This window comes from Rhizobium sp. SRDI969 (genome assembly GCF_025152725.1).
Lineage (GTDB): Bacteria > Pseudomonadota > Alphaproteobacteria > Rhizobiales > Rhizobiaceae > Rhizobium > Rhizobium leguminosarum_I.
Genome location: NZ_CP104039.1, coordinates 244,662 through 270,685, shown reverse-complemented (window position 1 = coordinate 270,685; position 26,024 = coordinate 244,662). Strand labels below are relative to the sequence as shown.

Annotated in this window: 27 protein-coding genes; 13 read left to right on the top strand and 14 right to left on the bottom strand. The window is 60.7% G+C overall.

All coding sequences use genetic code 11. The features are described 5' to 3' along the window. Positions 1-14 precede the first annotated feature (14 nt). The 3 genes from N2A41_RS32995 to N2A41_RS32985 all read right to left on the bottom strand — a co-directional run bounded on the left by N2A41_RS32995 (position 15) and on the right by N2A41_RS32985 (position 3,096). Complete coding sequence (locus N2A41_RS32995) at positions 15-605, bottom strand: TetR/AcrR family transcriptional regulator (RefSeq protein WP_170260136.1); 591 nt, start codon at positions 603-605, stop codon at positions 15-17. Between the two features lie 51 nt (positions 606-656). Continuing rightward, entirely contained in the window at positions 657-1,475 is an 819-nt protein-coding gene (locus N2A41_RS32990; RefSeq protein WP_170260135.1) for an oxidoreductase, read from the bottom strand. A 787-nt stretch (positions 1,476-2,262) separates the two neighbouring features. Further along, positions 2,263-3,096, bottom strand: a complete 834-nt coding sequence (locus N2A41_RS32985; protein WP_260112063.1) for a PDZ domain-containing protein — start codon at positions 3,094-3,096, stop codon at positions 2,263-2,265. On the opposite strand from N2A41_RS32985, the gene N2A41_RS32980 reads away from it, so the two are divergent. Then, a complete protein-coding gene (locus N2A41_RS32980) occupies positions 3,073-3,333 on the top strand; it encodes a winged helix-turn-helix transcriptional regulator (protein ID WP_260112062.1) in 261 nt (86 codons plus the stop codon). The genes N2A41_RS32985 and N2A41_RS32980 overlap by 24 nt on opposite strands. Positions 3,334-3,374: 41 nt before the next feature. Here the strand turns inward: N2A41_RS32980 and hpaI are convergent, their stop codons facing one another. From hpaI to N2A41_RS32945, 7 genes are all read right to left on the bottom strand, one after another. After that, complete coding sequence (hpaI, locus tag N2A41_RS32975) at positions 3,375-4,190, bottom strand: 4-hydroxy-2-oxoheptanedioate aldolase (protein WP_260112061.1); 816 nt, start codon at positions 4,188-4,190, stop codon at positions 3,375-3,377. A 10-nt stretch (positions 4,191-4,200) separates the two neighbouring features. After that, positions 4,201-5,004: a 2-oxo-hept-4-ene-1,7-dioate hydratase gene (hpaH, locus tag N2A41_RS32970; RefSeq protein ID WP_162117650.1), complete on the bottom strand. Its 804-nt coding sequence runs from the start codon at positions 5,002-5,004 to the stop codon at positions 4,201-4,203. Between the two features lies 1 nt (position 5,005). Continuing rightward, positions 5,006-5,875 (bottom strand): fumarylacetoacetate hydrolase family protein, encoded by an 870-nt coding sequence (locus N2A41_RS32965; protein ID WP_162117649.1) that lies wholly within the window; start codon positions 5,873-5,875, stop codon positions 5,006-5,008. A gap of 20 nt (positions 5,876-5,895) precedes the next feature. Next, positions 5,896-7,350: an NADP-dependent succinate-semialdehyde dehydrogenase gene (gabD, locus tag N2A41_RS32960; protein WP_260112060.1), complete on the bottom strand. Its 1,455-nt coding sequence runs from the start codon at positions 7,348-7,350 to the stop codon at positions 5,896-5,898. A 62-nt stretch (positions 7,351-7,412) separates the two neighbouring features. Continuing rightward, positions 7,413-8,393 (bottom strand): 3,4-dihydroxyphenylacetate 2,3-dioxygenase, encoded by a 981-nt coding sequence (gene hpaD / locus N2A41_RS32955; RefSeq protein ID WP_260112059.1) that lies wholly within the window; start codon positions 8,391-8,393, stop codon positions 7,413-7,415. A gap of 38 nt (positions 8,394-8,431) precedes the next feature. Further along, on the bottom strand, positions 8,432-9,949 hold the full coding sequence (hpaE, locus tag N2A41_RS32950) for a 5-carboxymethyl-2-hydroxymuconate semialdehyde dehydrogenase (protein ID WP_260112058.1): 1,518 nt from the start codon (positions 9,947-9,949) through the stop codon (positions 8,432-8,434). A 93-nt stretch (positions 9,950-10,042) separates the two neighbouring features. Then, a complete protein-coding gene (locus tag N2A41_RS32945) occupies positions 10,043-10,435 on the bottom strand; it encodes a 5-carboxymethyl-2-hydroxymuconate Delta-isomerase (protein ID WP_222384908.1) in 393 nt (130 codons plus the stop codon). A gap of 102 nt (positions 10,436-10,537) precedes the next feature. Here N2A41_RS32945 and hpaR point away from each other — a divergent pair, with 102 nt between their 5' ends. Further along, the gene (hpaR, locus tag N2A41_RS32940) at positions 10,538-11,029 is read left to right on the top strand and encodes a homoprotocatechuate degradation operon regulator HpaR (RefSeq protein WP_407766908.1); all 492 of its coding nucleotides are present in this window, start codon (positions 10,538-10,540) and stop codon (positions 11,027-11,029) included. Positions 11,030-11,080: 51 nt separating this feature from the next. On the opposite strand, the gene N2A41_RS32935 is transcribed toward hpaR, so the two are convergent. Continuing rightward, on the bottom strand, positions 11,081-11,593 hold the full coding sequence (locus N2A41_RS32935; RefSeq protein WP_003550320.1) for a flavin reductase: 513 nt from the start codon (positions 11,591-11,593) through the stop codon (positions 11,081-11,083). 9 nt (positions 11,594-11,602) lie between these two features. After that, positions 11,603-13,165 carry a 4-hydroxyphenylacetate 3-hydroxylase family protein gene (locus N2A41_RS32930; RefSeq protein ID WP_222384907.1) on the bottom strand — a complete coding sequence of 521 codons (1,563 nt, stop codon included), beginning with the start codon at positions 13,163-13,165 and terminating at the stop codon, positions 11,603-11,605. A 52-nt stretch (positions 13,166-13,217) separates the two neighbouring features. On the opposite strand from N2A41_RS32930, the gene N2A41_RS32925 reads away from it, so the two are divergent. The 11 genes from N2A41_RS32925 (at position 13,218) to N2A41_RS32875 (ending at position 24,818) form a co-directional block, all read left to right on the top strand. Then, complete coding sequence (locus N2A41_RS32925) at positions 13,218-14,153, top strand: helix-turn-helix domain-containing protein (RefSeq protein ID WP_222384906.1); 936 nt, start codon at positions 13,218-13,220, stop codon at positions 14,151-14,153. A gap of 170 nt (positions 14,154-14,323) precedes the next feature. Then, positions 14,324-15,268: a helix-turn-helix domain-containing protein gene (locus tag N2A41_RS32920; protein ID WP_407766912.1), complete on the top strand. Its 945-nt coding sequence runs from the start codon at positions 14,324-14,326 to the stop codon at positions 15,266-15,268. A 126-nt stretch (positions 15,269-15,394) separates the two neighbouring features. Further along, positions 15,395-16,801: an aldehyde dehydrogenase family protein gene (locus N2A41_RS32915; protein ID WP_222384905.1), complete on the top strand. Its 1,407-nt coding sequence runs from the start codon at positions 15,395-15,397 to the stop codon at positions 16,799-16,801. 3 nt (positions 16,802-16,804) lie between these two features. After that, on the top strand, positions 16,805-18,400 hold the full coding sequence (locus N2A41_RS32910; protein ID WP_170260121.1) for a GMC family oxidoreductase: 1,596 nt from the start codon (positions 16,805-16,807) through the stop codon (positions 18,398-18,400). A 69-nt stretch (positions 18,401-18,469) separates the two neighbouring features. Continuing rightward, positions 18,470-19,726 carry an ABC transporter substrate-binding protein gene (locus N2A41_RS32905; protein ID WP_170260120.1) on the top strand — a complete coding sequence of 419 codons (1,257 nt, stop codon included), beginning with the start codon at positions 18,470-18,472 and terminating at the stop codon, positions 19,724-19,726. A gap of 85 nt (positions 19,727-19,811) precedes the next feature. Next, positions 19,812-20,678: a branched-chain amino acid ABC transporter permease gene (locus N2A41_RS32900; RefSeq protein ID WP_260112057.1), complete on the top strand. Its 867-nt coding sequence runs from the start codon at positions 19,812-19,814 to the stop codon at positions 20,676-20,678. Then, on the top strand, positions 20,675-21,712 hold the full coding sequence (locus N2A41_RS32895) for a branched-chain amino acid ABC transporter permease (RefSeq protein WP_170260118.1): 1,038 nt from the start codon (positions 20,675-20,677) through the stop codon (positions 21,710-21,712). Before N2A41_RS32900 ends, N2A41_RS32895 begins: the two co-directional genes overlap by 4 nt. Then, complete coding sequence (locus N2A41_RS32890) at positions 21,709-22,413, top strand: ABC transporter ATP-binding protein (RefSeq protein ID WP_222293753.1); 705 nt, start codon at positions 21,709-21,711, stop codon at positions 22,411-22,413. Before N2A41_RS32895 ends, N2A41_RS32890 begins: the two co-directional genes overlap by 4 nt. Before the next feature lies 1 nt (position 22,414). Continuing rightward, complete coding sequence (locus tag N2A41_RS32885; protein WP_170260116.1) at positions 22,415-23,134, top strand: ABC transporter ATP-binding protein; 720 nt, start codon at positions 22,415-22,417, stop codon at positions 23,132-23,134. Positions 23,135-23,149: 15 nt separating this feature from the next. Further along, on the top strand, positions 23,150-23,866 hold the full coding sequence (locus N2A41_RS32880) for an SDR family NAD(P)-dependent oxidoreductase (RefSeq protein WP_170255330.1): 717 nt from the start codon (positions 23,150-23,152) through the stop codon (positions 23,864-23,866). 10 nt (positions 23,867-23,876) lie between these two features. After that, complete coding sequence (locus N2A41_RS32875; RefSeq protein WP_260112056.1) at positions 23,877-24,818, top strand: helix-turn-helix domain-containing protein; 942 nt, start codon at positions 23,877-23,879, stop codon at positions 24,816-24,818. Positions 24,819-24,839: 21 nt separating this feature from the next. On the opposite strand, the gene N2A41_RS32870 is transcribed toward N2A41_RS32875, so the two are convergent. Both N2A41_RS32870 and N2A41_RS32865 read right to left on the bottom strand, forming a co-directional pair. After that, positions 24,840-25,229, bottom strand: a complete 390-nt coding sequence (locus N2A41_RS32870) for a nuclear transport factor 2 family protein (protein WP_260112055.1) — start codon at positions 25,227-25,229, stop codon at positions 24,840-24,842. An 11-nt stretch (positions 25,230-25,240) separates the two neighbouring features. Continuing rightward, the gene (locus tag N2A41_RS32865) at positions 25,241-26,020 is read right to left on the bottom strand and encodes a molybdenum cofactor biosynthesis F family protein (protein ID WP_260112054.1); all 780 of its coding nucleotides are present in this window, start codon (positions 26,018-26,020) and stop codon (positions 25,241-25,243) included. Between the last annotated feature and the right edge of the window lie 4 nt (positions 26,021-26,024).

Sequence of the window (26,024 nt, the reverse complement as noted above, 5' to 3'; positions counted from 1 at the left end):
CGCAGAAACGAGGGTCATCGTCGGAGTTCGGCGTCCACCAGCGCCAGGGCGTTGCTGAGCCCCTGCGCGAGGAGGTCGTCGGAGAGCTGGCGGTCGGTCAGGGCGCGGCAGAGTTGTAGCGTCCCGGCCATCAGGCCGAGGAGACTGAGCGCCTTCACGCGGGCCGAGAGCGGATCTTCGGGTGCCAATCGGGCGGCGAGGCCGTCGATGACGACCAGCACGCCGTCGGTATACGCCTGCCTGATTGCGTCCGCGCTGCGCCCGATCTCGTCGAGCAGGGCGGCGTTGGGGCAGCCGTCGCCGGGGTTGTCCCGGTGGTGGGCCGACAGGTACCAGCGCATGAGCTGTTCGAGGCCGGCAGGGCCCGGCTCCGCCAGCTCGACGATGTTCGCGTGCAATGTGTGCAGTTGGTCGGTGACCGCCTCCGCGACGAGGCTGTCCTTGGATTCGAAATGGGCGTAGAAGGCGCCGTTGGTGAGGTCCGCGTCCTTCATGAGCGTCGCGACTCCGGAGCCGTCGATACCGTCCCGCTTGAGCCGTCGACCGGCCGTCGCAATGATCCTCTGCCGCGTCTCCTGCTTGTGTTCTTTCGTGTAACGCACCATGCCTTCCTCCTTTTAAGCCGGGTTTGCGCTCCGGATACCGCTGTGGCCAGGTCAGTTCGGCATCCGGTTGAATCTGCGGATGACGCGGTCGAAGATCCGGGCCGGGGCGACGCTGTATACCGTGTTGATGATCCGGGCGGTCGTACCGGCGGTGCGCCGTAGTTTCGGGTTCCGGTCGGTGGCCGCCGCGACGATCACCGTGGCGACGACCGCGGGGTCGTCGCCGCTGCTGAGGTTCTTCTCCAGCAGATCGTCGTAGTTGCGCCGTCCCGCCGCGTAGAGCGGCATGGGGGTGTCGGCCACCACGCTGTGACCTGCGAACGGCGTGTTGATCGGGCCGGGCTCGACGAGCAGGACCCGGACGCCGCAATCGCGAACCTCGTGGTCCAGCGACTGGGAGTAGCCCTCGACCGCGTGCTTGGTCGAAACATAGAGGGCCATGAACGGGCTGGGGACGAACCCGCTGAGGGAGGAGACATTGATGATGCGTCCGCGGCCCTGGGCGCGCATATGCGGCAGGACCGCCTTGGTCGTCCGCATGACGCCGTAGACGTTGATGTCGAAGATGTGCTGCGTCTGGGTGATCGAGAACTCCTCGGCCGCGCCGGTTGTGCCAACGCCGGCGTTGTTAACCAGGACGTCGATGTGCCCGAACCGTTCGATCACCTGCCTGACCGCTGAGGCGACCGATTCGTCGCTGGTCACATCGAGGTCGAGGTACGTCACCCCGGCGGGCGCGGCGAGTTGCGCGGTGTTGCGGCCGGTTCCGATTACCTGGAAACCTGCGGCGGCCAAAGCGATCGCTGTGGCCTTGCCGATGCCTGAGGTGGCGCCTGTTACGAGCGCAACCCGCGGAGTTGCTGTCATCATGAGCTCCTGAAGTTAGAATTACGATCATACGACAATAGCGATTGAGTGGTCGCAAGGCAAGAATTAAATTATGTTCGTACGTTCACGGAGGGGCGAGACGAGGAGGCAGCCGGTGAACGGCGCCAGGATTGCCGGTCGAGATCGCGGAGGGGCGGCATTCTTGAAGAATGACTGGCAGAGGACGAAACGGAGGTTTCAGATTCCGGTTCCGTCGTTTGGACCGCTGACGGCAATGTCTGAATCGGGCGGCGGCAGCCACAGCGTGAATGTCAGGTTTGGAGACGCGTTACGAATGACCGGCGTAAGATGCTCGTTCGTGCTGGTCAGAACGGGCGACCGCTCACCACCCGGTACTGCAGGCGATTTTGCCCTCGATGCCTGGAACGAGTTGACCGTGCTCAAGTACGCATTCTGGCTCGGCTGTGTTTTGCGCCTCGATCTTGCGCCAAGCCTTTGGATCCTGGAGCAGTGGAGCGGCAGAAACGGCCGATCACGATGTAGGTCGCCGCGACAGTCGGATCGACCTCGATATCGCTGCTGACATAGTTAGATGCGTCGCCACATCGACTCGAGAACCTTCAGCCCGCCATTCGTGCCGCCGGAATGGCGTTGGGCGGGGGACCACAAATGAGCGCCCGGCGAACGAATGATTTGCCGGTGACGACTTTGATATTGGCACGTGTCTCCTGAGCAACATGGCAGAAACCCAACTGCTCCAGTTGCAAGACTGGCGCAGTTCGTTCGTCGAAATTCGGGCGAGCGCTTCTCGCCGGCACGTCGGCTGGATTCAGCCGTCGTCACCTGAATCATCCGAGCCGTCATCGCCTGAATCGTCCGAGCTGTCGTCGCTGCTGTCGTCCGCATCGTCGCTGGAATCAGCGTCAGCCGACTCGTCCTCGGCCAGGTCCTCTTCGACCGTCGCCTCCTCGCTCTCCTCGGAAGTCTCAATTTCCGTCGATTCCGTGGAAACATATTCCTCGTAGGAGGACGAGCTTACCGTCGTGTCAGTCTCCCAACTAGAGATTTCGCTGACCGCGGTCGTCTCGTTGTAGGATTCGAGTGTGATAATTGCGGCAACCGCGATCACTGCCCCACCACGCGCGACGCTGAAGGACATATCGGAATGGCCGGCCTTCAACTGGCGGCGCACGGCAACATCGACGTCGATCGGCTTATGAACCTTATGGCCCTGTACTTCAGCCAAAACGTCGCCCGGCTTGATCCCCTGCTTGTCGGCAACGCCGCCGGGCTTGACGGAAAGCACCAGAACACCGTGCACGCCTTTGTCGAGCTTGAACTTCTTGATCACGCCCTTGTTGATCGGCAGCAGCAGCGCATCGAGCGCCTTGGATATCATCGGCCCGGATTTCGCATGGGCCGCCGGCGGGTTTGCCGCGAAGGCGGAGTGAACCCCGGCAAACGGAGAAGCAATATGTGCGACGACGATCAGTGCTCGGAAGGCACGATACGAATTCTTCAAGACCATCTCCTGGGTTGGCGCGAACAAGCTCTTGCTTCGTTCGGCACGGAGACGGTAGTCGACGGCTTCTAAAGATGTCTTAAGCAATGACCTGGAAAATAAAATATAGAAAACACTATGTACTTCACTTGCTTGGTTCAATATTGGCGGCGTGGCGACATCGGTGCAACACCAGCAGCAGCCACACGCGGATCTCCGCGTAAACCAACAACACAGCGAATCTTCGCCGAGGTCCCTCCGCGTGTGGAATATGCGCTAACCCCGGCAGCCTATAAGCTCGCACCAGTGTTCGATGGGTTGGTCGCTTGGTGGCAGCGACACAAGATGCATCGGATAGTGAGACTCAACGACTCCGCCCATGCAAGCGAGAGCCGCTGATCTACGTCCGCAAGACGATTGAGGCCCGGTTGGAGGAGATCTTAGTAAACCTTCGTCGTGGCTACTGAACTTCCATGGCCGGCTGCACTCGCCTTCTGAAAGTCGGACAGCAGGCGCAATGCGCCGCTCGCCAACAGGCCGACATCGTTTCCGATGGCGACGAAGGTGGCGCCGAGTTCCAGATAGCGTTTGGCAAGCGACTGATCGGCGGTCAGGATGCCGGCTGCCTTGCCGTGCAACTGGATACGGATCAGCGCCGCTTCCACCGCCTGTTGTACCTCTGAATCGCCAGGCCTGCCGAGATGGCCCATGTCGGCGGCAAGATCGGCTGGTCCGATAAAAACGCCATCGACGCCATCGGTAGTGGCGATGTCATCGAGTGCGGCCAGCCCGGCGCGGCTTTCGATCTGCAGCAGCAGGCAGACCTCATCATTGGCGGTCTGCAGGTAGTCGGGAATACGATTGAATGCCGAAGCGCGGGCAAGCGCTGCCCCGACGCCTCGCACGCCGTGCGGCGGATATCGTACCGCACGCACCATGGCTCTTGCCTGGTCGCCGCTCTCGATCATCGGTACCAGCACCGTCTGGGCGCCGATATCGAGAATCTGCTTCAATATCCAGGCCTCCCCGACCGGTGCCCGGATGATCGGATGGCTCGGCGAACCCTTGAGCGCCTGCAATTGCGCCGTCATCAGAGGGATGTCGTTCGGCGCATGCTCACCGTCAATCAACAGCCAGTCATAGCCGGCACCACCCAGAATTTCGGCCGTATAGGAATTGGCGAGCGCCAGCCAGAGTCCGATCTGCGGACGCCTCTCGGCCAAGGCCGTCTTGAAAGTGTTCTTGGGCGCGGGCATGAGCGCTCTCCTATGCGAAATAGCTGCTGACCGTCCCATAGGGTCCGAAATCGGCGACGATGGTGTCGCCGTGGCGCGCCTCGATCGGTCGGATGAAGGAGCCGGCGAGCACGATCTGGCCCGCCTCGATGCCGTCGCCATATTGGGCCAGCCGGTTGGCAAGCCAGGCAATGCCTCGCGCCGGCTGGTTCAAGACACCGGCACCCAGGCCGGTTTCCTCCACTTCGGCATTGCGGCTGACGATCGCTCCCATCCAGCGCATGTCGACGTCGTCGGCCCGCGCCATGCGCCCGCCAAGCACGATGCCGGCATTGGCCGCGTTGTCGGAAATCGTGTCGACGATGGTGCGGGTCTTCTTCGTTCCGGGATCGACCCTGAGGATGCGCGTATCGAGGATTTCGAGGGCCGGGGTGATATAATCCGTGGCGTTCAGCACATCGAATACGGTGATGCCTGGGCCTTTCAGCGGAGCCTTCATGATGAAGGCGATCTCCGCCTCGATCCGCGGCTGGATGAAGCGGTCGGCCGGCACCGTCGCGCCGTCCTCGAACAGCATGTCGTCGAACAGCACGCCGGAATCGGGCGTGTCGATGTTCAGCGCATATTGCATCGCCTTCGAGGTCAGCCCGATCTTCCAGCCGATCACCTTGCGCCCGGCGGCGATCTTCTTCGAGACCCAGGCCGACTGCACGGCATAGGCATCATCCATCGTCATGTGCGGATATTTGAGCGACAGAAGCTCCGTCTGTTCGCGCATCCGCTCGGCGATGTCGAGTCGCTCTGCCGCCTGCCTGATATCGTCTGAAGTCAACATTTCACACCTCGTCAGCGATCGTGTTGCGCAAGATGCCGATGCCATCGGCCTCGACCTCGACGACGTCGCCGGGCTGCAGCCAGATCGGCGGATCGAAGCGAGCACCGGCGCCGGTTGGCGTGCCGGTGACGATCACATCGCCGGGAACGAGCGTAGTGAAGGTCGAGATGTAGTTGATGATCTTGCGGAAGGAAAAGATCATCCGGCTGGTGCGGTCGCTCTGGCGCACTTCGCCGTTGACGCGCGTCTGGAGCCTGATGTCGGCGATTTGCGCCTCGTCCGTGAACGGGATCAGCCAAGGGCCGATCGAGCCGGTGCGGTCGAAATTCTTGCCCTGGGTAACGTTGAACTTGGCATGGCGGACCCAGTCGCGGATCGTGCCCTCATTGCACAGCGACAGCGCCGCGATGTGGGATAGTGCCTCAGCCTCGGGAATGCGCCGGCCGGTCTTGCCGATGATGATGACGATTTCGCCTTCGTAGTCGAGCTGCGGGCTTTCCGGTGGTCGGATCAGCGGCTGATCGTGGCCGGTGAAGGAGCGCGGAAAGCGGATGAACAGGGAGGGATTGGAGGGCGCTGCCTGCCCATCCTTGTATTCCTCGTTGCGGTCGGGGAAGTTCACGCCGACGCAGATGATCTTCTCCGGGGCGGGAACAGGGACTTCGTAACGGATGTCCGACACCGGAAAATCGGGCTCCAAGCTCGCCGCTTCCTCAGCGAGCTTCAGCAGCACGCCGTCGGTTATAAGCTCGCGCAGCGTTGGCCACTTCGTGCCATGGCGGGCGGAAAGGTCAATGATTCCATTTCCGGCAAGAACGCCGTACCCACTGTGGCCGTTGCGGGTAAAGCTGACAAACTTCGGGTGAGACATCGTTTTTCTTCCTATTCAGTTCAGCCGATGCCGCCAAGGCAGACATATTTAATCTCGGTGAATTCCTCGATGCCGTATTTCGAGCCCTCACGGCCGAGGCCCGACAGTTTGACGCCGCCAAACGGTGCTTCGGCTGTCGAGATCAGACCCGTATTGACGCCCACCATGCCGTATTCCAATGCCTCGGCCACACGGAATACCCGAGCGAGATCTTTGGCGTAGAAGTAGGAAGCGAGGCCGAACTCGGTATCATTAGCCTGCTCGATGACGTCAGCTTCGTCCTTGAAACGAAACAGCGGCGCCAGCGGCCCGAAGGTTTCCTCGCGCGCCACCGCCATGTCCTTGGTGACGTCGCCCAAGATGGTCGCCTCGAAGAAGGTGCCGCCGAGCGCATGCCGCTTGCCGCCGTGCAGGATGCGCGCGCCCTTGCCCAAGGCATCGGCAATATGCTCCTCGACCTTGGCGAGGGCGGCCTTGTCGATCATTGGCCCAAGGATGACGCCTTCGTCAAAGCCGTTGCCGATCTTCAGCCTGGCGACCGCAACTGCCAGCTTTTCTGCAAAGGCGTCATAGACGCCGTCCTGCACGTAGATGCGGTTGGCGCAAACGCAGGTCTGGCCATTGTTGCGATATTTGGCAATCAGCGCCCCTTCGACCGCCGCGTCGAGATCGGCATCGTCGAAAACGATGAACGGCGCATTGCCGCCAAGCTCCAGACCGAGCTTCTTGATGGATGGGGCGCTCTGCTTGTAAAGCTCGGTGCCGATTTCGGTCGAGCCGGTAAAGGTCAGCTTCCGCACCACCGGGTTCGAGGTCATCTCGGCGCCGATGGCCGCGGCCGAGCCGGTGATGACGCTGAAAAGACCCTTCGGCAATCCGGCGCGTTCTGCCAGGATCGCAATCGCGATCGCCGAGAACGGCGTCTGCGAGGCGGGCTTCAGCACCATGGCGCAGCCGGCGGCAAAGGCGGGACCGGCCTTGCGGGTGATCATCGCATTGGGGAAGTTCCACGGCGTGATTGCCGCGACGACGCCGATCGGCTGCTTCATCACCATGATGCGCTTGTCCGGCTGGTGGCCGGGGATCAGGTCGCCATAGATGCGGCGGCCCTCCTCGGCAAACCATTCGATGAAGCTCGCACCATAGACGATTTCACCGGTCGCCTCGGCCAGCGGCTTGCCCTGTTCGAGCGTCAGGATGCGGCCGAGGTCATCCTTGTTCTCGATCATCAGATCGAACCACTTGCGAAGGACGGCGCAGCGGTCCTTGGCGGTGCGGGCAGCCCAACCCTTCTGCGCCAGGCGGGCGGCCTCGATGGCCGTCCTCGTCTCGGCGGCACCAAGCTTTGGTACAAGACCGATGATCTCACCGGTCGCCGGATTGTTCACCTCGATCGCGTTGTTCGGATCGGCCTCGATCCAATTGTCGCCGACAAGAGCGGCTTGGCGGAACAAGGAAGGATCTTGCAATTTCATGGCTGGCTCCTCACCAAGCAAAAAAACAGCCGACGCTTTCGCGCCCGCCCGGCTGGGGAAATTCAGGGCGCGACGATCGGCTGGGCCTTCAGCACGGAATCACGCACCTCGGTACCGGCAAAGGTGCTGCCTTCCTCGAACCAGGATTTCGGCGCCGGAGCCCCCCAGAGCGTCTGGCGCTGCGGATCCTTAAGATCCCATTTGATCGGCTCGAGATCGGGATCGACCGTCTGATAATCCGAGCAATAGATCTCGATACGATGGCCATCCGGATCGCGGATATAGAGGAAGAAGGCGTTCGAAATACCGTGCCGGCCGGGGCCGCGCTCGATATTGAGCAGCCAACCGGTGGTCGCCATCAGATCGAGCAGGTCGATGATGTTGAGCGGCGTCGGAACCCAGAACGCGGTGTGATGCAAACGCGGGCCGCGACCGTTGGTAAACGCTATGTCGTGGACGCCACCCTTTCGGTGCGTCCATGCCGCCCAGAGCTTCCCGGTTTCCTCGTCGGCGGTGTACTCCGTCACGCGGAAGCCGATCTCATTATAGAAGGCGACACTTTCGTCGACATTCGGTGAGAAGCAGTTGAAGTGATCGATACGGAGCGGCTTTACGCCTCTGTAGAGGGCATATTTCTGGTGGATCGGCGGCAGGCGGTCCATCTTTGAATAGAATTCCAGCGGAATGCCGTGCGGATCGCGGGTGCGGAAGGTACGCGACTGGTAGGGCCGCTCGACCCATTCGATCGGCAGGCCCTTGCCCTTGAAGAAATGCTCGGCCTTGTCGAGGTCCTCGTCGGAAAACACCTTGAAGCCGAGATCGCGTGCTTCGGCGACGGCGTCTTTCTTCAGGACGATGCAGTGATGCCCTCGTTCTTCGAGCGCACGCAGATAGATCGTGTCTGCCGTCTCGTCGGTCACCTGCAAGCCGAGCGTGTCGACGTAGAAGGCGCGCGATTTCGCAAGGTCGGTCACGGCAAGCTCGACATGGCTGAGGCGCACGATGTTGAAGGGCGGATAAAGATTGGGTGTGGGCAGGGGCATAGGGTTCTCCTCCAAATTCAATAGGGTGTCCGGTGCACTCAGCCGCCGAGTTTCTGGATCGCATGCGCCGTGGTGGCGAAGGCAACGTTTTTGGTCTCCATGTAGAAATCGAAGGACCAATCGCCGCCGTCACGGCCGATACCTGAGTTCTTGACGCCGCCGAAAGGTGTCGGCAGATGGCGGACGTTTTCCGAATTCACCCAGATCATCCCGGCAGCCAGGCCATCGGTGAAGCGGAAAGCACGGGTGACGTCCGAGGTCCAGAGATAGCCCGTCAGCCCGTATTGCACGTCGTTGGCAAGCACCAGCGCATCGGCCTCGTCCTTGAAGGGGATCGCGGTCAGAACGGGCCCGAAGATTTCTTCCTGCGCAATGCGCATTTGGTTGTTGGCGCCGGTGAAGAGAGTGGGGGATACGTAGCATCCGCCACCCGGCCCTTCGAATTTCGTGCCGCCGGCGGCAACCGTCGCGCCGCCGGCTTTGCCGATCTCGATATATTCCAGCACCTTCTTTTCGTGCACCGGGTGGATCAGCGGGCCGACCACAGTTTCTGGATCGAGGGGGTGGCCGACCTTGATGCGCTTGGCCTTCTCGGCGACCATCGCCGTGAAGCGGTCGTAGATGCTTTCCTCCACCAGCAGACGGGAGGAGGAGGTGCAGCGCTCGCCGTTCAGCGAATAGATCATGAAGACGGCAGCATCGGCGGCGCGCTCCAGATCGGCATCGGCAAAGACGATGACGGGGTTCTTGCCGCCAAGCTCGAAATGTACCCGCTTCAGCGTGTCGGCACCCTGTTTCATGATCATCGAGCCGGTCCGGCTCTCGCCGACGAAGCCGATCGCCTTGATATCAGGATGCTCGGTCAGCGCCTTGCCGGCGTCCTCGCCGAGGCCGTTGATCAGGTTCCAGACACCCTTCGGCAGACCAGCCTCTTCGGCGATTTCGACCAGCAGCCGCGCAGTCAGCGGCGAGAATTCCGCCGGCTTGTGGACGATCGTGCAGCCGCTGGCAAGCGCCGGCGCAATCTTCCACGTCGACAACATGAAGGGCGTATTCCATGGCGTGATGACGCCGACCGGGCCGATCGGTGCGCGAGTGGTGATATTGACTTGGCCGTTCGCACGCAGCGTTTTGCCGTCACGGGCTTCCACGGCGCGATCGGCGAAGAAGCGGAAGTTCTCGGCGCCGCGAAGGGCGGCCTTCGCCATGAATTTCAGCGATTGGCCGGTATCCATGCATTCCGTGAAAGCGATCTCCTCGGAACGCGCCACGATGGCATCGGCTATTTTGTGCAGCAGCGCCTTGCGCGCATCGCCGGGCACTGCCGCCCAGGCGGGAAAGGCCGCCTTCGCCGCCTTTGCTGCCCGGTCCACATCGGCCACCTTGCCATGCGCCACCTTTGCCAGCACCTTCAGATCGACAGGAGAGATGATATCGAAGGTCGTGCCGTCGGCGGCCGGCACCGCTTCGCCATCGATATGGTTCAGCACGCCCCGCGCGCGGAAGCGGGCAAGATAGGCCTCCGCTTTTGCAATGTTGTTTTCAAATGTCGACATTTTTTCTCCGATATTGCTGATCTTGCAGCGCCGGACGCGAGGCAGGCGTGCTGCGTTTCGCCGTCTGCTACGTCTGGATTCAGGCTGGGCTGCTTAGCTGTTCGTTTTGCGAAGACGCGGATGGATGGCGTTTTTCTTCCAGCTGAGCGCCGGATCGATCTCGCGGATTTCAAGCGTGAGTGCAAAATGCGGCGCCTGGAAAAGGGATTCCAGGTGCTGCGTCACCGCCTGGAAGATCGCTTCTCCGGTCCGGCGCTTGTCATCTTCGCTGCGTCCCTCGCCGATACGGAAAGACATGTCGATGAAGGCATTATCGGCAAGAAGATCCGCAATCGCATAGGCTTCGCACCGAATAGCGCGCACCCGCACCGCCCCGACCTCGAACAGGCCCGTTTTCAGGATTTCCATATGGACCACGCGACAAAGCGCGTCGAAGTCCACGGTTCGATCGAGATTGGCCGAATAATCCATCGTGAAATGCGGCATCGTTCCTCCCGCGCCACAGTGACTTATATATTTAACATGTTAACAATATTTACGGCCTTGTCAACGATGATGGGCACTCGGCTCGTTGCGTGTCGCAAAAATATGATCCATAGAACCCTTATGACGAGACAACCCCCTAAGACGAACGGCATAGTGCAGGACGCTCTTCTCCCGCGCGACACTCGCCGCTCGCTGCCGATTGCGCTGCTTCGGGCGCGTGAGGCGGTCATGGGGCATTTCCGTCCGATGTTGGCGCTGCATGACGTGACCGAACAGCAATGGCGGGTGATCCGCATTCTGGCCGAAGCCGGAACGTTGGATGCCTCGGAGATGTCGGAGCGGGCCTTCATCCTTGCCCCGAGCCTGACGCGGATCATCCGATCCCTGGAGGAACGCGGCTTCATCACCAAGACAAAGGATACTGAAGACGGTCGTCGAATCCTTCTTGAGATCACGGCCGCCGGGCTGAAAGTGATCAATGAAGTCAGCCCAGACAGCCGTATGATTTACACGGCGCTGGAGCAGCGGTTTGGTCGGGAACGGATCGATACGCTACTGGATATGCTCGACGAATTGGCGATGCTGCACAAATAGTTGGATGTCTCCCATGCCTTGATAAAGCAAGGCTGCAGACAGCCCGCTTGTTCAACCTCCGAAGCTGCCAATTTGCGTCGGGACATGAACGTAATTCCGGTCAAAATACAGTAACGCATTGCCATCGGGGCGGGATCGGATGCCGGCGATCCGCCCGATGAAAATGTGATGGCTGCCGACAAGTCTTGCCTCGGACAGCTCGCAATCAAATGAGACGATCGCATCCGCGAGAGCATCCGTACCTGAAGGCATTGCGACCCAATCCGCAGAGGCGTAACGCGCCTCCATATCGGCGGTTGCTCCGGCGAATTTCCCGGCTAGCTCTCTGTGGTCGTGACTTAATACGTTCACGCAGAACCGGTGGTTTTCCAGAAACAGTGCAGTTTGGGCGGATCGGCTATTCATGCAGACGAGCAGCGTCGGCGGCTCATCCGTGACGCTGCACATGGCCGTGGCGGTGAACCCGCCGCGACCGGCGGGACCATTGGTGGTGATGACGTTGACCGGCGCGCAAACGCGCGCCATGGCGTTGCGGAACTCGGTTTTGGAAAAGGCTTCCTCCATGGTCGCCTCCTATTCCGCGGCCGACTTGAACGGGTCTGCGGCACCGATCGGCGGCAGCCAGGTATCGCCGGTCCAGCCGTTTTCGTCGTAGTCGCTCATGCAGGTGTCAACCAGGGCCTCCATTTCGCGCAACCGTCCGCCACGCTCGGCCCCCTTCAGCACCTGAAGCCGGACTTCTTCCGGCGCTCCGGCATAGTTCAATTCGTAGAGCGCATGCCGTCCGCCGAACTCGGTTCCGGTTGCGTCCCACAACAGCTTCATGATCTTAATGCGTTCGATATGGCCCATGTCGTTGGAGCCGCGCACATACTGGCCGAGATAGCGGTCGATCTCCGGATTGCCGAAATCCTTGGCCGAGGACGGCAAATAGATCAATCCCGAGGCAACGACCTTGCGGACCGTCTCGATGACGCGGGGATAGGCTTCCGACATGAAGGTGCGGTAGGCAAGGGCCGCTTCCAGATTGGGCAGTACTGCGCCGTTCGCCCAGGGGATCGGATTGTAGGCCATGGCGTTGGAGAAGCTCCAGAACATGTGGCGCAACGCAATGACTTCACCGAGTGCGGCCTGATTGCCGCGGAAGGCATCACCGCCAGTTGCTCGCAAAGCCTTGGCGAGCAGGCCTGCCAGGAAATCAAGTTTGACGGCGAAACGCGTGCAGCCCTGGAAGCAGTAGCCGTGCATGAAGCCGGAAGCGGGATGAAAGGACAGGATCTTCGGCGCATCGCGCAGCACCAGCACGTCCTCCCAGGGGATGAAGACATTGTCCAGAACGAGGATGGCATCGTTCTCATCGAAGCGGGAAGAGAGCGGGTAGTCGAACGGCGTGCCGACACGGTTTGCGGTTTCCTCATAGGAAACGCGGCAGAACATCTTGATGCCGGGCGCATTCATCGGGACGATGAACATCACCGACAGAGACGGATCTTCCGTAACCGTCGCCGAGCTCTGTGCCAGGAAATTGTAGTGCGTCAAAGCAGAGGACGTCGCCACCACCTTCGCACCCGAGACGTAGATGCCGGCGTCGGTTTCCTTAGTGATATGAACGAATACGTCCTTTACGGCATCCGCCGGCTTGTGGCGGTCGATCGGTGGGTTGACGATCGCGTGGTTCATGAAGAGAGCAGCTTCCTGGGCGCGCTTGTGCCAGGCGAGTGCATTGTCTTTGAAGGGACCATACCAGTCGGCATTGGCGCCCAGCGTATTCATCAATGCTGCTTTGTAGTCGGCGGTGCGGCCCATCCATCCGTAGGACATGCGGGCCCAATCGGCGATCGCGCCCTGTTGAGCGACGAGATCGGCGGAGGACTTTGCGACACGGAAATATTTGTGGGTGTAGCCTCCAGAACCGGTGTCGGTGGGCGATGTCAGGCGATCCCTCGTCTTCTCAGCATGCAGTGCATCGTAGAGCCTTGCAAGCGATCGGACGGAATTGCGCATGGACGGATGCGCCGTCACGTCCTTGACGCGATCGCCATTAATATAGACCTCGCGGCCGTCGCGTAGGCTGGCGAGATATTCTTCGCCGGTGAAAGGCCGCTTTGTATCGGCCCGGAACTCTTCTGCTCTCATCGTCTCCTCCTATGATGTCAGTCAAAGCTAGTCCTTGCGTCCGACCTCCACCATGGACAGAATAGAGAAATCACTTGTACTTTTCTTGGTGGCCGGCATGAACGATATCGTCCCAAGTTTCTTTGTTTACGGCGAACCGGATCGTCCTTTGGAGATCGGTTTTCTTCATGTGGAAACAGTGATGGCCCGAGTAAATCTCCATTCCGGCCAAGTTCGAGCCCACAAACATGACCGGATGATGCAGGTCACTTTCTGGACCAGTGGTAGCGGGTCCTATTTCATAGAAGACCAACGTTTGGACTTTTTGGCGCCCGCCGTTAGTTTCGTGCCGAGCGGCGTGGTCCATGGTTTCAACGTCGATCCGCTCGTCTCCGACGCGATCGTCGTGTCGATCGCCGACAGTCTGCTGCCATCGATCGCGGGTCAGACGATCCTGCCGCTGGATCGTCCGGTGATGGTGACGGGGCGGGGCGCGGAGGCGCTCTGGGAGAGGCTGGGGTGCACCATGCGATTGATCCTGGAAGAATATGCCGAGGGAAGAGGGCAGGCCGACAAGATTATCCCACCGCTGACCGCCGCCGTACTGACCCAGATCGGACGCTTGGCGTCAGACGCCCCGATGCTGGCGCAATCGCCACAACGCCTGCTTGCTGGCGAGCTTCGACGGCTGATCGACCGGCATTTTCGTGAGAACTGGCCAGTCGCGCGCTACGTTTCGACCCTCGGCACCACGCCGCATCTTCTTGCCAAGGCAGGGCACATGGCATTCGGCCAGGGCGTCAAGGACATGATCGCCGCGCGCCGCCTGCTCGAGGCCAAGCGGCTGTTGCTCTTCACCATCCGATCGCTCGAGAACATAGCCTACGAGGTGGGCTTGAAGGATGCCGCTTATTTTTCGCGCTTTTTCCGCGCGCGCACCGGTATGCCGCCCAGTGAATGGCGGCGGCAAAACATAGCTGGCGAGAAGAGTCGGGATGACGGATTCTAGTTAACATGTGAAATATATTGACAGGGCGATCGATCTTCGACACTCTTTCAGTTTACCGGTCTCAGGTGTTGCCGCCTTTTTGCGCTTGTGGGAGAGTCGCGCGAGACGGAAATGTCGTTGACTGACACTGTTGGGAGGCAGAGTTGGAGCTCTTGAACAATCAGGCCCTGATGCAACACGCATGGGCAACCGTTCCCTATGATCAATGGACCAGTGATCTCCAATCGATCTGCGGCAACTTCAATCCGAAAGCAATGGAGAGCGGCAAGCCCGTAACGGGGGCAGCGCGGCGTATCGATGTCTGCGGTATGGAGTTCGCCCATGTTTCCAATGATCTCGATCGCGTCCATCGAGATTGGGATGACATTCGCCGAGACGCCAACGAACACCTTTTTCTCATCATGCAGCTCGAAGGGTCCTGTGGTCTCGAGCACGTCGGCCTCCAGGCAGTCCTGGATGTCGGTGATTGCATTCTCGTCGACTCGACCCGGCCCACGACATTCCATTTCGGTGGACAGTTCAGCAATCATCTGTCGCTGCATTTGCCACGCCAGATCATGTATGCCGAAAGCCCGATCGATTTCGACATCGCCCGCAAACTCGAGGCCTTTGACCCGATGGCGATGATGCTGCGTGCGCTGGTGGCGAAGATCATGTCCAATTCGGCATCGGATGCCGCGTCTGCCAATCTGCGGCACCTGATGTTCAATGCGACGCGACAGGCCTTCGTCTCAAACGGCGACGCCATGTCCGCTCTCAACGACAGCGCTTCGCGGCGGCTGGAAATGGTCGACATACTGATCGACCGACACCTGACCGAGAGCGATCTCAGCGCCAAGTGGCTGGCGACACGGATCGGCGTATCCATCCGCACGCTGCAACAGGATTTTCAAGGTATCGGCATGACCTGCACCACGGTCATCCGTGACAAGCGGTTGCGCCTCGTGCGTGAAAAGATTGCGCAGATCAAAGATCAAAGAAGCCCAAGGACGATCGCGGAAGTCGCCTATTCGGCCGGCTTCAATGATATTTCCTATTTCAATCGCAGCTTCAAGGATCTGTTCGACTGCGCGCCGACCGATCTGCTCAGGCCGGTGACATCAACCGCACAATAGTGCGGTTTGAATACTTGATGAGCCGACGGCCTGTTGCGTTTGAAACCAAGTCGCGGCGCGCTCCTGCCCAAGACGGCTTTCTTCTGCCCCGTCATACTCCTTCCAAAGCTCAGGGAGGAGCCAATCGTGAAGCAGTACAGTCTGTTCATCGGCGGAGCACGCATCGAGACCGCAACCTATGCCGACATTCGCAACCCATCGACCGGCGAAATCGTCGGTCAGATGCCGCTGGCGACGGCGGCGGATCTCGACCTTGCCGTTGCCGCCGCCTCAGCCGCCTTTCGCACTTGGAGCCAGGCGCCGGAAGAAGAGCGCCAGGCCGCCTGCCGCGCCATTGCCGAAAAGATCGCAGCCAATGGCGAGGAGCTCGCGCGGCTTTTGACGCTGGAGCAGGGCAAGCCTCTCAATGGTCTCGGTTCCCGGTTCGAAATCGGTGGCGCGCTTGCCTGGACACGCCACACCGCCGAACTGAATCTGCCGGTTGAGATCCTGCAGGACGACAATGAGGGCCGCGTCGAATTGCATCGTAAACCCATTGGCGTCGTCGGTTCGATCACACCCTGGAACTGGCCGGTGATGATCGCTTGCTGGCATATCGTGCCAGCGGTGCGAGCCGGCAATACGGTCATCATCAAGCCCTCGCCGCTGACACCACTTTCGACGATCCGTCTTGTCGAGATCATGAACGAAGTGCTGCCGCCCGGCGTCGTCAATGTCATCACCGGCGAAAACAGCATTGGTGCAGCACTTTCCGCCCATGACGGCATCGCCAAGATGACCTTCACAGGCTCGACCGAGACCGGCAAGAAGGTCATGGCTTCGGCTGTCGCGACGTTGAAACGCCTGACGCTCGAGCTTGGCGGCAATGATGCCGGTATAGTTCTTCCCGATGCCGACCCCGCGCAGATCGCCGAGGGCCTGTTCTGGGGAGCCTTCATCAACAACGGCCAGACCTGCGCAGCGCTGAAGCGCCTTTATGTGCACGACAGCATTTATGAAGACGTCTGCGCACGGCTTGCCGACTATGCCGGCAGGATCGTGATCGGCGACGGCCTTGACGAAACCAGCATTCTTGGCCCGGTCCAGAACGAAATGCAGTTCAACAAAGTTCGCGAACTTGTCGATGATGCGCGCGCCAATGGCGGCCGAATTCTCGCCGGCGGCACGCCGATCGACCGGCCGGGCTATTTCTATCCGATCACGCTTGTTGCCGACGTCGACCATGGTGTGCGTCTCGTCGACGAAGAGCAGTTCGGGCCGGCACTGCCGATCATTCGTTACTCCGATATCGATGAGGTCATCGCTCGCGCCAACACCAATCCCGCCGGGCTTGGCGGCTCGGTCTGGTCGGCAGACGCCGAAAAAGCCAAGCGCTACGCAATGCAGCTCGAATGCGGCTCGGTATGGATCAACAAGCACGGCACGATCCAGCCGAACGCGCCCTTTGGCGGCGTCAAGCAATCGGGCATGGGTGTCGAGTTCGGCGCCGAAGGGCTGAAGGAATTTACCACCATCCAGACGGTTTTGAGCTGAGCCATGACCAACTTCGACTACATTATCGTCGGCGGCGGATCGTCGGGCTGCGTGCTGGCAAACAGGCTCTCCGAGAACCCGGCGAACAAGGTTCTGCTGATCGAATCCGGCCGGCGTGACGCCGACCCCTGGATCCATATTCCAGCCACCTTCTTCAAGGTTCTCGGCAAAGGGGTCGACATTCACCCCTATGCATCCGAGCCGGAGAAAGGTCTCAATGGCCGCCCTTGCATTACCCCGCAAGGAAACGTGCTTGGCGGCGGCAGTTCCGTCAATGCGATGATCTACATCCGTGGCCACAGGAACGACTACGATACCTGGTCGCAGATGGGGTGTCACGGCTGGTCCTACGAAGATGTGCTGCCGGCTTTCCGATCGCTCGAGAACAATGAAAGCCTCAATGGCGAATTTCATGGCCGCAACGGTGGCCTGCACGTCTCGAACCCCCGTCACCGCCATCCACTAAGCGAAGCCTTCATTCAGGCAGCCACGCAAGTCGGCATTCCGTATAATCCGGACTTCAACGGCGCAGCCCAGGAAGGCGTCGGGTTCTATCAGAGTACGACTTACCGGGGGCGTCGTTGGAGTTCCGCGCAGGCGTTCCTGCGTGACGCGGAGATCAGGCCGAACGTCACGATCCTGACCGAACGCAAGGTCGCCCGCATTCTGTTCGAGGGTCGGCGCGCGACGGGTGTGGCGCTGCAGGACGGCACCATATTCACCGCTTCCAAGGAAATCGCGCTGACGGCGGGTGCGATCGCGACACCCAAGATCCTGCAGCTTTCGGGCATCGGCGAGGCCGAGCATCTCCGCTCTCACGGCATCAATGTGGTGGCTGATCTGCCGGGCGTCGGCGCAAACTATCAGGATCATCTCGAAGCGCCGGTTCAAGGCGAGACCCACGAGCCGATCTCCATCCTTGGGCATGACAGCGGGATTCGCGCCGCCGGACACATGGCGCGCTACCTGCTGTCGCATCGTGGCCTGCTTTCGTCGAACGTGGTCGAATGCGGTGGTTTCGTGGATACGGCCGGCATCGGCCAGCCGGATGTTCAGTTCCATGTCCTGCCGGTTCTTGTGGGTTTCGTCGACCGCGATCCCGAACCCGGTCATGGTCTCAGCATCGGCCCCTGCTACCTCAGGCCGCGCTCGCGCGGCACCATTCGCCTCAGAAGCGCCGACCCGAATGACAAGGCGGAGTTCAACGCCAATCTCCTCTCGGACCCGGCCGACCTCGATACGCTGGTGCGCGGTGTCGAGACAGCGATCCGCATTCTGGATGCACCAGCGCTTGCGAAACTTATCAAGCGACGCGTCCTGCCGAAACCGGGGGTCGAAAATGATCCGGCGGCATTGCGCGACTACATCCGGCAGACCGCCAAGACCGTTTTCCATCCGGCGGGCACGGCGCGCATGGGGCGGCCAGACGATCCGATGGCGGTCGTCGGGGCCGATCTGAAGGTGCGCGGCGTCGAGGGTCTGAGGGTATGCGACGCATCGGTGATGCCGACGCTGGTATCGGGGAACACCAACGCTCCGGTGATGATGATTGCAGCCCGCGCCGCCGCGTTCATGACAGGCAAGGCGATCGCCGGCTGAGGCAGAGATTCCACGATTGAAGACGTTCGCGGGGAGTGCGGACAATAACGGAAACTGGAGGAGGAAACGATGAGAATAGATATGAGGGGGCTGGTGGTCGGCCTCGGCCTGATGCTGCTTTCGGCATTCAGTGCTCATGCGGCTGCGTCCTGCGGCGACAATACCGGCAAAGCCGCGACCGGTGATCCGATTGTCATCGGTGCGATCACCGGCAAAACCGGTCCGGACGATTTTTCGAACTCGACAAGGGCCGCCAAGGCCTATTTCGACTGCTTGAACGCCAATGGCGGCATCAAAGGGCGGCCGGTCAAATATCTGGTCGAAGACGATCAGTGGAATCCTGAGACGGCCGCTCAGCTGGCCGCCAAGCTCGTCAACGACGAGAAGGCGGTGCTGATGGTCGGCAATTCGAGCTTTGTCGAATGTGGCGCAAACGCGGATTTCTACAAGAAATCCGGCATTGTCGTCGTCGCTGGCGTCGGCGTTCCTCGCGAGTGCTTCTTTGCCGAGAACTACGCCGCGACGAATGCCGGGCCGCGCGTCTCCACGCTGGGCGCCATGGGCTACGCATTGGATCAGCTCAAGGCAAAGTCGGTGGTTTGCATCGGTCCGAACATCCCGAACGTCGGGACATGGTCCTGCGACGGCATTAAGTCTCTGGCCAAGGAAAAAGGCTTTATGGCGGAAACGATCCTGATGGATCCCGGTACGGCCGATTCGACCTCGATCATCCTGCAGGCGGCGGCTTCCAAGCCTGATGTCATTATCCTCGCCCTTCCCAAGGGCGTCACAATCCCGCTTCTGACTGCGGCCGAAGAACAGGGGCTCAACCAGACCATCAAGTTCCTGAGTGCCGCATCGGCTTATGACCTTTCGGTGCCCGGGACCATTGGCGCAGGCTGGGATGGAAACTTCTATGTCAACATGGAGTTCAACGATCTCGAGGCCGTGACGCCCGACAATCAGAACTGGCTTGCCGTCATGGACAAATATGGCCAGCCTTCCGATCCGCGCGACACGTTCGCCCAGGCCGGATATCTTGCCGCCCGGATTGCCGAGAAGGCACTGATGTCACTTGATCCCAAGGACATCACGCGCGAAAGCACCAGTTCCGCCATCCGGCAGGTCAAGGGCTTTGCCAGCGATATTTTCTGCGCGCCTTGGTATTTCGGCGATGGTCAGCCGCGCCACAATGCAAATTCGACGACGCGCATGGCAGTCAGCAAGGGTGGCAAGTGGAAGGTGATCTCCGATTGCGCGCCATCGCCCGATCCGGAGTTGGCCGACATCCGCGCCTTTGAAAAGAGCGCCGGAATAGCTCCGTAAATTGAGGCATCACGCATCGTCCCGTGGTCCGAGCCACGGGATAGCTGCCCCCGCCGTCTCTTCGGCCGCACATCGGAATCCGCTCATGACCTTTTTACCATTTCTGATATCGGGTCTCGGAATTGGGGCCGTCTACGCCCTGTCAGGCGTCGGCCTTGTCATCCTCTTTCGGGCAACCGGGGTCCTTAACTTCGCCTTCGGCGCGTTTGGTGCTATCGGCGCGCACTGCGTCTGGCAGCTTCTCGAATGGAAAATACCGCTTTCCGTTGCCATCCTGGCGGCCGTCGTCGTGTCCACGGCCATCAGCTTTCTTTACGGGCGGCTCTTTGCACCTATGCTATCGCATCGCGATACGGTCGTGCGTGCCGTCGGGACCTTGGCGCCGGCCCTGGTGCTGATCGCACTGATGGGAATCATCTGGGGTGAACTGCCGCGTCGCCTGCAGTTTCCGACCGATCAGATGTTCGTTTCTCTCTTCGGCGTTCGCCTCACGTACACGCGCATCATCGCTATCCTGCTTGCCGTCGTCATGGTCGGCGCGATCACGCTGCTGCTCAATCGGACGCGCCTTGGGCTCGACATGCGAGCCCTGGCCAACGACCGCGACCTGAGCGCAATCCTCGGTGTTCGCATTCTCTACACAGAGACGGCGGCATGGGTCATTACCGGGATTTTTTCCGGTTTCGCCGGCCTGCTGCTTGCCGACCTCGTCCGCCTCCAGGGCACGTTCCTGACTTTGCTGGTGATCCCAGCAATCGCGGCGGCAATTCTCGGCCAGTTGCGCTCACTTTGGCAAACGGCCGTCGCCGGGCTTCTGATCGGCATTGCCGAAGCTGCGCTCACCCCGGTCGCCTGGATATCACCCTATCGCGCGGCCGCACCTTTCATTATCGCGCTCGTCGCGGTCACGATCTTGGGGAGTACGGCCAAGGCCGTATTGAAGGACCGATGATGACTTCGCAGCAGACCATACAGGCATTGCCCGAGCGCGTTCCGGTGGCCCGGTTTCCCAAACAGCTTCTCCAGGTTCCCGCGACGATGGCTCTGTTTGCCGCCGTGGTCATGTGTTTTGCCAATTCCTACTGGCTGTCGGCCGCAACGTCAGCGGTAGCGCTGTCGCTCTCGGTGGCGGGGCTGGCAATCCTTTATGGGCAGCTCGGCCTCGTCTCGCTTTGCCAATTTGCGCTCGTCGGGGTTGGCGGCTGGGTAACGCTTCGTGTCGGCCACGCCTTTCACCCGCCGTTCGAAGTCAGCCTTCTGGCGGGAGGTATCATCGCTTCCTTGGTCGGCCTTGCCTTCGGCTTGCCGGCGTTGCGCCTGAGAGGGCTTTATCTTGCCCTTGTCACGCTGATGCTTGCGGGCGCGTTTCAGATCATCATCAGCGCCTGGGGCTTTCCCGACGGTGGCGATGGTTTTCTCGGCCGCGCCGACGGTTCGGGCCGCGCCATGCTTCCCCGGCCCGGAATTGCCGAGGGAGCGGTCGCCTATTTTCTCTATGTTTGCCTCGCCGCGACGATCGCTCTGCTGATCGCGCAATGGCACAAGCTGGGGCGACCAGGCCGCGCCTGGGCTCTGATCCGCAAAGGCGAGACGGTCGCCATTGCCAGCGGTGTCAATGTGCTGACCTATAAGGCATGGGCATTTGCGCTCAGCGGCTTCCTCGCTGGTGTCGCCGGTGCACTGCTGGCCGGAAACGTCGGCCAGCTCGACGGTCGCGCCTTTGGCGCCTTCGAGAGCTTGAACCTCTTCGCGCTGGCAATCGTCGGCGGAGTCTACAACTGGTACGGAGCGCTGATTGCCGGGCTGCTGTTGCGGGCGGTGCCGGCGCTGCTGACCGATCTCGGCATCGACGGATATGTGACCATCGGGATTTTCGGCGTTGCGCTGTTCCAGGCATTGGCGACGGCACCATCCGGCATTGCCGGGCAGATCGCCTCGCTGGTCACCCGGCTGCAATTCCGTTCGGCAAAGGAGAGGGCGCGATGATCGCCATCGACAATCTCGTCGTCCAGTTCGGCGGCGTCAGGCCGATCAATGAACTAACTGCGACACTCGCTGCGCCGATCGCCGGCCTGATTGGCCCGAACGGTGCGGGGAAGACAACCCTGCTGAATGTTCTCTCCGGTTTTGTCAGGCCGGCTCAAGGCAGCATCGCACTGAATGGCGATCAACTGCTGGATCTTGCCCCGCTGCAGCGCGTCCGCGCCGGCCTCCGCCGGTCATTCCAGACCGAGCAGGTGGTCGAGGACCTGTCGGTGTCGGGCAATCTCACCGCAATCGCAGATCACGTGGTCGCACCACTTCACCGTGCGGCGGCCGTCGATGCCGCACTTGCTTTTGTCGGCCTTCGCACCGTGGCCGATAAGCTGGGCCAGTCGCTCAATCTGTTCCAGCGCCGTTTGGTCGAACTCGGCAAATGCGTGATCGGCAATCCCAAACTCATTCTGCTCGATGAGCCCGCAGCAGGCTTGACCGACGAGGAGGGAGGCATGTTTCGCGAACTCGTATTGCGCATCCCCACCGAAGTCGGGGCGCAAGTATTGGTGATCGATCATGACGTCGAGCTCATTCGCGCCATGTGCAGCGAAACGATGGTGCTTGACTATGGAAAGCTGCTGGCGCTGGGGCCGACGGAAGCGGTGCTTGCCGACCCGAACGTCCGCCGCGCCTATCTGGGGGAATTCTGAGATGGTGGCGATCTCATCCGTGGCCGTCCAAAACCTCGTCGTCGAGCGCGGTGGCAAACGGGTCATTCACGATGTCTCCTTTGCAATACGGAGTGGAGAAATCACGGCATTGCTGGGTGCCAACGGCGCAGGCAAATCCAGCACGGTCATGGCGCTTGCTGGCGTCCTGCCAGTCGCTGGCGGCGCGATACGGCTCGATGCGATGTCACTCAACGGGCTTTCGCCCGATCGCATCCGCCGGGCCGGCCTGGCGCTGGTGCCGGAGGGGCATCGGGTGCTCGGCCAGCTCTCGGTGGAAGACAACATCCTCGTTGCCGCCCTCGACGGGTCACCATCCGGTCGCCGCGAGGGGCTCGAAAGGGCCTATGAGATATTTCCGGAACTTGCCCAGCGCAAACGCCAGCTGGCTTCCGATCTCTCAGGGGGGCAGAAGCAGATGGTCGCGATGGCACAGGCATTCATCGCCAAACCAGGCTTCATGGTGGTCGACGAGCTTTCGCTTGGGCTGGCGCCGACTGTGGTGAAACGGCTGGCGGAAGCGCTGAAGATTGCGGCCCGAAACGGCATCGGTGTGCTCCTGATCGAACAGTTCGCCAATCTTGCTCTCGATCTTGCCGACCACGCGATGGTCATGGAGCGCGGCCGGCTGGTCTATGACGGTGCCTCCGAAACGTTGAAGGCCAATCCCAAAATCCTGCATGGCGCCTATCTCGCCAGCTGATCTCAAGGAGAGACGATGACCTTTGCCAACGATCTTTTTGCCGACCGCACGGTCGTCATTCCCGGCGGAACATCGGGCATCGGGGCTGCGACGGCTCATCGTTTTGCCGAGCTCGGCGCCCGGGTCGTCTGCTGCGGCCTTGGTGCCTCCAGCGGGCCGCGCAGCGAGCGGATCGAGAGCCGGGAAATCAACGTCCTTCAGCCCGACGCTCTTGCCGATTTCTTTGCGACCCTCGATCGGATCGATGTCCTTGTAAACTGCACCGGGATCAGCCGCGATCGTGACGAATGGAAGAAAGAGACATTCGATGAGGTCATCGCCATCAACCTGACATCCGTCATGGATTGTTGTCGCCTGGGCCGCAGCCGGATGAAATCCGGTTCGTCCATCATCAACATTGCGTCGATGTATTCGACGTTCGGCGCGGCCGATCGGCCAGGTTATTCGGCCAGCAAGGGAGCGATCGTACAACTGACAAAGTCGCTGGCGCAGGAATTTGCGGCGGAGAATATCCGCGTCAACGCCGTCGCGCCGGGCTGGATCGTAACGCCGCTGAGCCGGGCATTGTTTGCCGATGAAGTCGTTTCGGCGCCGATCAGAAACCGCATACCGGCGGGACGATGGGGCGAGGCGGCGGAAGTCGCCGACGCGATCGTCTTCCTGTCGTCTGCGGCCGCACGCTACATAACCGGCGTCTGCCTGCCGGTCGACGGCGGCTACCTGACCTCATGAGGAAGACAGCATGGAACCGGTTTTCTCATCCGTTAAAGTTGCAGGGGGAAGGGATTTTCCGAGCGTTGCCCGCAGCTTGTTCGGCAATGTGCGGCTCGATTTTCAATCGGGTGACGAAGATCAAAGCCAGCTGTTGTCGGCAATGCTCGGTGCCTGCCGCCTGACGCTGCTGGAAGCCGATCCGCACACGGTTTTTGGCGAGCGCGTGACCCTCGGCTCGGACTCTCCCGATGCCATCAAACTGGTCATCCAGACACATGGCTTTTCGTCCCTCAACCAAAATGGCCGTAGCGTTCCAGTCGGCGCCGGCGCGAGCATCATGTATGATCCAAGCCGTCCCTATGTGCTGACCAACAGAACGGCTGTCCGCCTGCTTCTCCTGCAATTGCCGCGTGGCGCGCTTCCAGTTCAAGCGGTCAACCGGCTGATGGAGCCATTTGTCGCCATGCCCGAACATGCGGGGATGCAGCGCATCCTGCTTTCGCTGATGGATTCGACAATCCGGGAGATCAGCGAGTTGGACGATACCGCACGCGCCAGTCTCGGCCAGACGATGATCGAACTGGTTCGCACCATGATCGGCGTCGATCCGCAACGGGAACGATCAAGCGCCCATTCCCTCGACCTGCTGCGAAGGCGTATGAAGGACTTCGTCTCGGACCACATTTCTCGGCCCGATCTCGACGTCGCCATGATCGCGCGCCGCATGGGTTGCTCCGTACGCTATGTCTATCGCGCGTTCGAAGTCGAGGGCACGACGCCGGCCGACTATATCTGGAGCCTGCGACTGGAAAGAGCCGCGTCCCGACTACGGGACGCTACATGCCGCCCGGGGGAAATATCGGAGATTGCCTTTGGGCTCGGGTTTTCTTCGAGCGCGCATTTCTCCCGGGCGTTTCGCGGCCGCTATGCGCTTTCGCCCTCCGATTGGCGAAAGGGCGGCCCGGCGTGAATTCGCCAGGCCGCCACGCGTTTATCGCATTGCGTCCGCCACACGCAGCGTGTCGGTGAATTGTTCGAAGCCCCGGATCTTGCCGCCTGCAACGCTCCAGACGTGAACGACACGCGCCTTGAAGGACTTGCCGGTCTGTCTGTAAGTCCCGGAATAATCACCGATTCCGATCACATCGCTGCCGGCATCCAGCAGCCGATCCAGGGCGAACGTGTAGCCGTCGAAGGCTTCTCCGAGTGCGAAGAAGACGTTTTTGAAAACCTCTTGCGGACCGACATAGGTGCCGGCACAGGGAAAGCCATCCATTTCGGTCCATCGGCAATCGGCGGCGATGTCGGCAAGCATGCCGTCCATATCCCGGCGCGCGTTGGCGTCGTAGTGTGCTTTCACAATCTCATAGGCTGTGCGCATCGTTCTGCCTTTCAGACGGGTTCCTGCCCGGGGAGATAGTAGGTCATCGACGCCTTGCGGATGAAGGCGCCAGCCGGGCTGTTCTGGATACGGCCATCGCCGGTGATGCCGAGGAACTTGCCGGTCGAACGCATATCCTTGAAATTGTAGAAGAATGTCGAGGCGACAGCGATCTTGAATTCCCGGAAGGTGAAGATGTACTGGTCCTCGTCGAACTTATAGGTGGTCGTCAGGTCGACGTCACCGTGCCCCCGTTGCACGCCGACAAGGCATTGCCATGCATAGCGTTGCGACGAGAGATAGGTATGTTCGTAGACGTGGTTCGGGCTATAGGTGAAATGCGCCCTCAGCCCGATCAGGTCGCGGCTTTCGGTCGGCACCGGTCCGCTGACTGCGCCGCCTTCGAGAATACCGGGTCGGAAAATCTGCGCCACCTGCGGCTCTCCGATGGATTGCTCCTTTTCGCGCACGATCGAGTAGATCGACAGAACGCGTCGGCTGGAAACGTTCAGGATCAAGGTCTCGGCTTCTTTGGGTCGACCCGCGAAAATGATTTCGACGAAGAAGGTGTCGGGCGCGACCTCGATGACTTCGACCTTGTCGGTTGCGCTGTCATCGCCGTCCGACCATTGCAAATTGTTATCGTGGAAGGTGAGTTGAAGCTTGCGAGCATCGTCAAAGACGATCGTGTGGGATGAGCCGGAAAGGGCATTCGTCGCCGGCAGACGGTTCGCGTCGATCCCATATGCGAACTGATCGTAGGTTTTCCAGTCTTTCGGATTCTGGTTCATTATT

Excerpts from the sequence above, each read along its gene's own strand:
- N2A41_RS32995 (WP_170260136.1), bottom strand. The coding sequence starts at position 605 with ATGGTGCGTTACACGAAAGAACACAAGCAGGAGACGCGGCAGAGGATC.
- N2A41_RS32990 (WP_170260135.1), bottom strand. The coding sequence starts at position 1,475 with ATGATGACAGCAACTCCGCGGGTTGCGCTCGTAACAGGCGCCACCTCA.
- N2A41_RS32980 (WP_260112062.1), top strand. The coding sequence starts at position 3,073 with ATGTACTTCACTTGCTTGGTTCAATATTGGCGGCGTGGCGACATCGGT.
- hpaI (WP_260112061.1), bottom strand. The coding sequence starts at position 4,190 with ATGCCCGCGCCCAAGAACACTTTCAAGACGGCCTTGGCCGAGAGGCGT.
- hpaH (WP_162117650.1), bottom strand. The coding sequence starts at position 5,004 with ATGTTGACTTCAGACGATATCAGGCAGGCGGCAGAGCGACTCGACATC.
- N2A41_RS32965 (WP_162117649.1), bottom strand. The coding sequence starts at position 5,875 with ATGTCTCACCCGAAGTTTGTCAGCTTTACCCGCAACGGCCACAGTGGG.
- gabD (WP_260112060.1), bottom strand. The coding sequence starts at position 7,350 with ATGAAATTGCAAGATCCTTCCTTGTTCCGCCAAGCCGCTCTTGTCGGC.
- hpaD (WP_260112059.1), bottom strand. The coding sequence starts at position 8,393 with ATGCCCCTGCCCACACCCAATCTTTATCCGCCCTTCAACATCGTGCGC.
- hpaE (WP_260112058.1), bottom strand. The coding sequence starts at position 9,949 with ATGTCGACATTTGAAAACAACATTGCAAAAGCGGAGGCCTATCTTGCC.
- N2A41_RS32945 (WP_222384908.1), bottom strand. The coding sequence starts at position 10,435 with ATGCCGCATTTCACGATGGATTATTCGGCCAATCTCGATCGAACCGTG.
- hpaR (WP_407766908.1), top strand. The coding sequence starts at position 10,538 with ATGATCCATAGAACCCTTATGACGAGACAACCCCCTAAGACGAACGGC.
- N2A41_RS32935 (WP_003550320.1), bottom strand. The coding sequence starts at position 11,593 with ATGGAGGAAGCCTTTTCCAAAACCGAGTTCCGCAACGCCATGGCGCGC.
- N2A41_RS32930 (WP_222384907.1), bottom strand. The coding sequence starts at position 13,165 with ATGAGAGCAGAAGAGTTCCGGGCCGATACAAAGCGGCCTTTCACCGGC.
- N2A41_RS32925 (WP_222384906.1), top strand. The coding sequence starts at position 13,218 with ATGGACAGAATAGAGAAATCACTTGTACTTTTCTTGGTGGCCGGCATG.
- N2A41_RS32920 (WP_407766912.1), top strand. The coding sequence starts at position 14,324 with ATGCAACACGCATGGGCAACCGTTCCCTATGATCAATGGACCAGTGAT.
- N2A41_RS32910 (WP_170260121.1), top strand. The coding sequence starts at position 16,805 with ATGACCAACTTCGACTACATTATCGTCGGCGGCGGATCGTCGGGCTGC.
- N2A41_RS32905 (WP_170260120.1), top strand. The coding sequence starts at position 18,470 with ATGAGAATAGATATGAGGGGGCTGGTGGTCGGCCTCGGCCTGATGCTG.
- N2A41_RS32900 (WP_260112057.1), top strand. The coding sequence starts at position 19,812 with ATGACCTTTTTACCATTTCTGATATCGGGTCTCGGAATTGGGGCCGTC.
- N2A41_RS32895 (WP_170260118.1), top strand. The coding sequence starts at position 20,675 with ATGATGACTTCGCAGCAGACCATACAGGCATTGCCCGAGCGCGTTCCG.
- N2A41_RS32890 (WP_222293753.1), top strand. The coding sequence starts at position 21,709 with ATGATCGCCATCGACAATCTCGTCGTCCAGTTCGGCGGCGTCAGGCCG.
- N2A41_RS32885 (WP_170260116.1), top strand. The coding sequence starts at position 22,415 with ATGGTGGCGATCTCATCCGTGGCCGTCCAAAACCTCGTCGTCGAGCGC.
- N2A41_RS32880 (WP_170255330.1), top strand. The coding sequence starts at position 23,150 with ATGACCTTTGCCAACGATCTTTTTGCCGACCGCACGGTCGTCATTCCC.
- N2A41_RS32875 (WP_260112056.1), top strand. The coding sequence starts at position 23,877 with ATGGAACCGGTTTTCTCATCCGTTAAAGTTGCAGGGGGAAGGGATTTT.
- N2A41_RS32870 (WP_260112055.1), bottom strand. The coding sequence starts at position 25,229 with ATGCGCACAGCCTATGAGATTGTGAAAGCACACTACGACGCCAACGCG.
- N2A41_RS32865 (WP_260112054.1), bottom strand. The coding sequence starts at position 26,020 with ATGAACCAGAATCCGAAAGACTGGAAAACCTACGATCAGTTCGCATAT.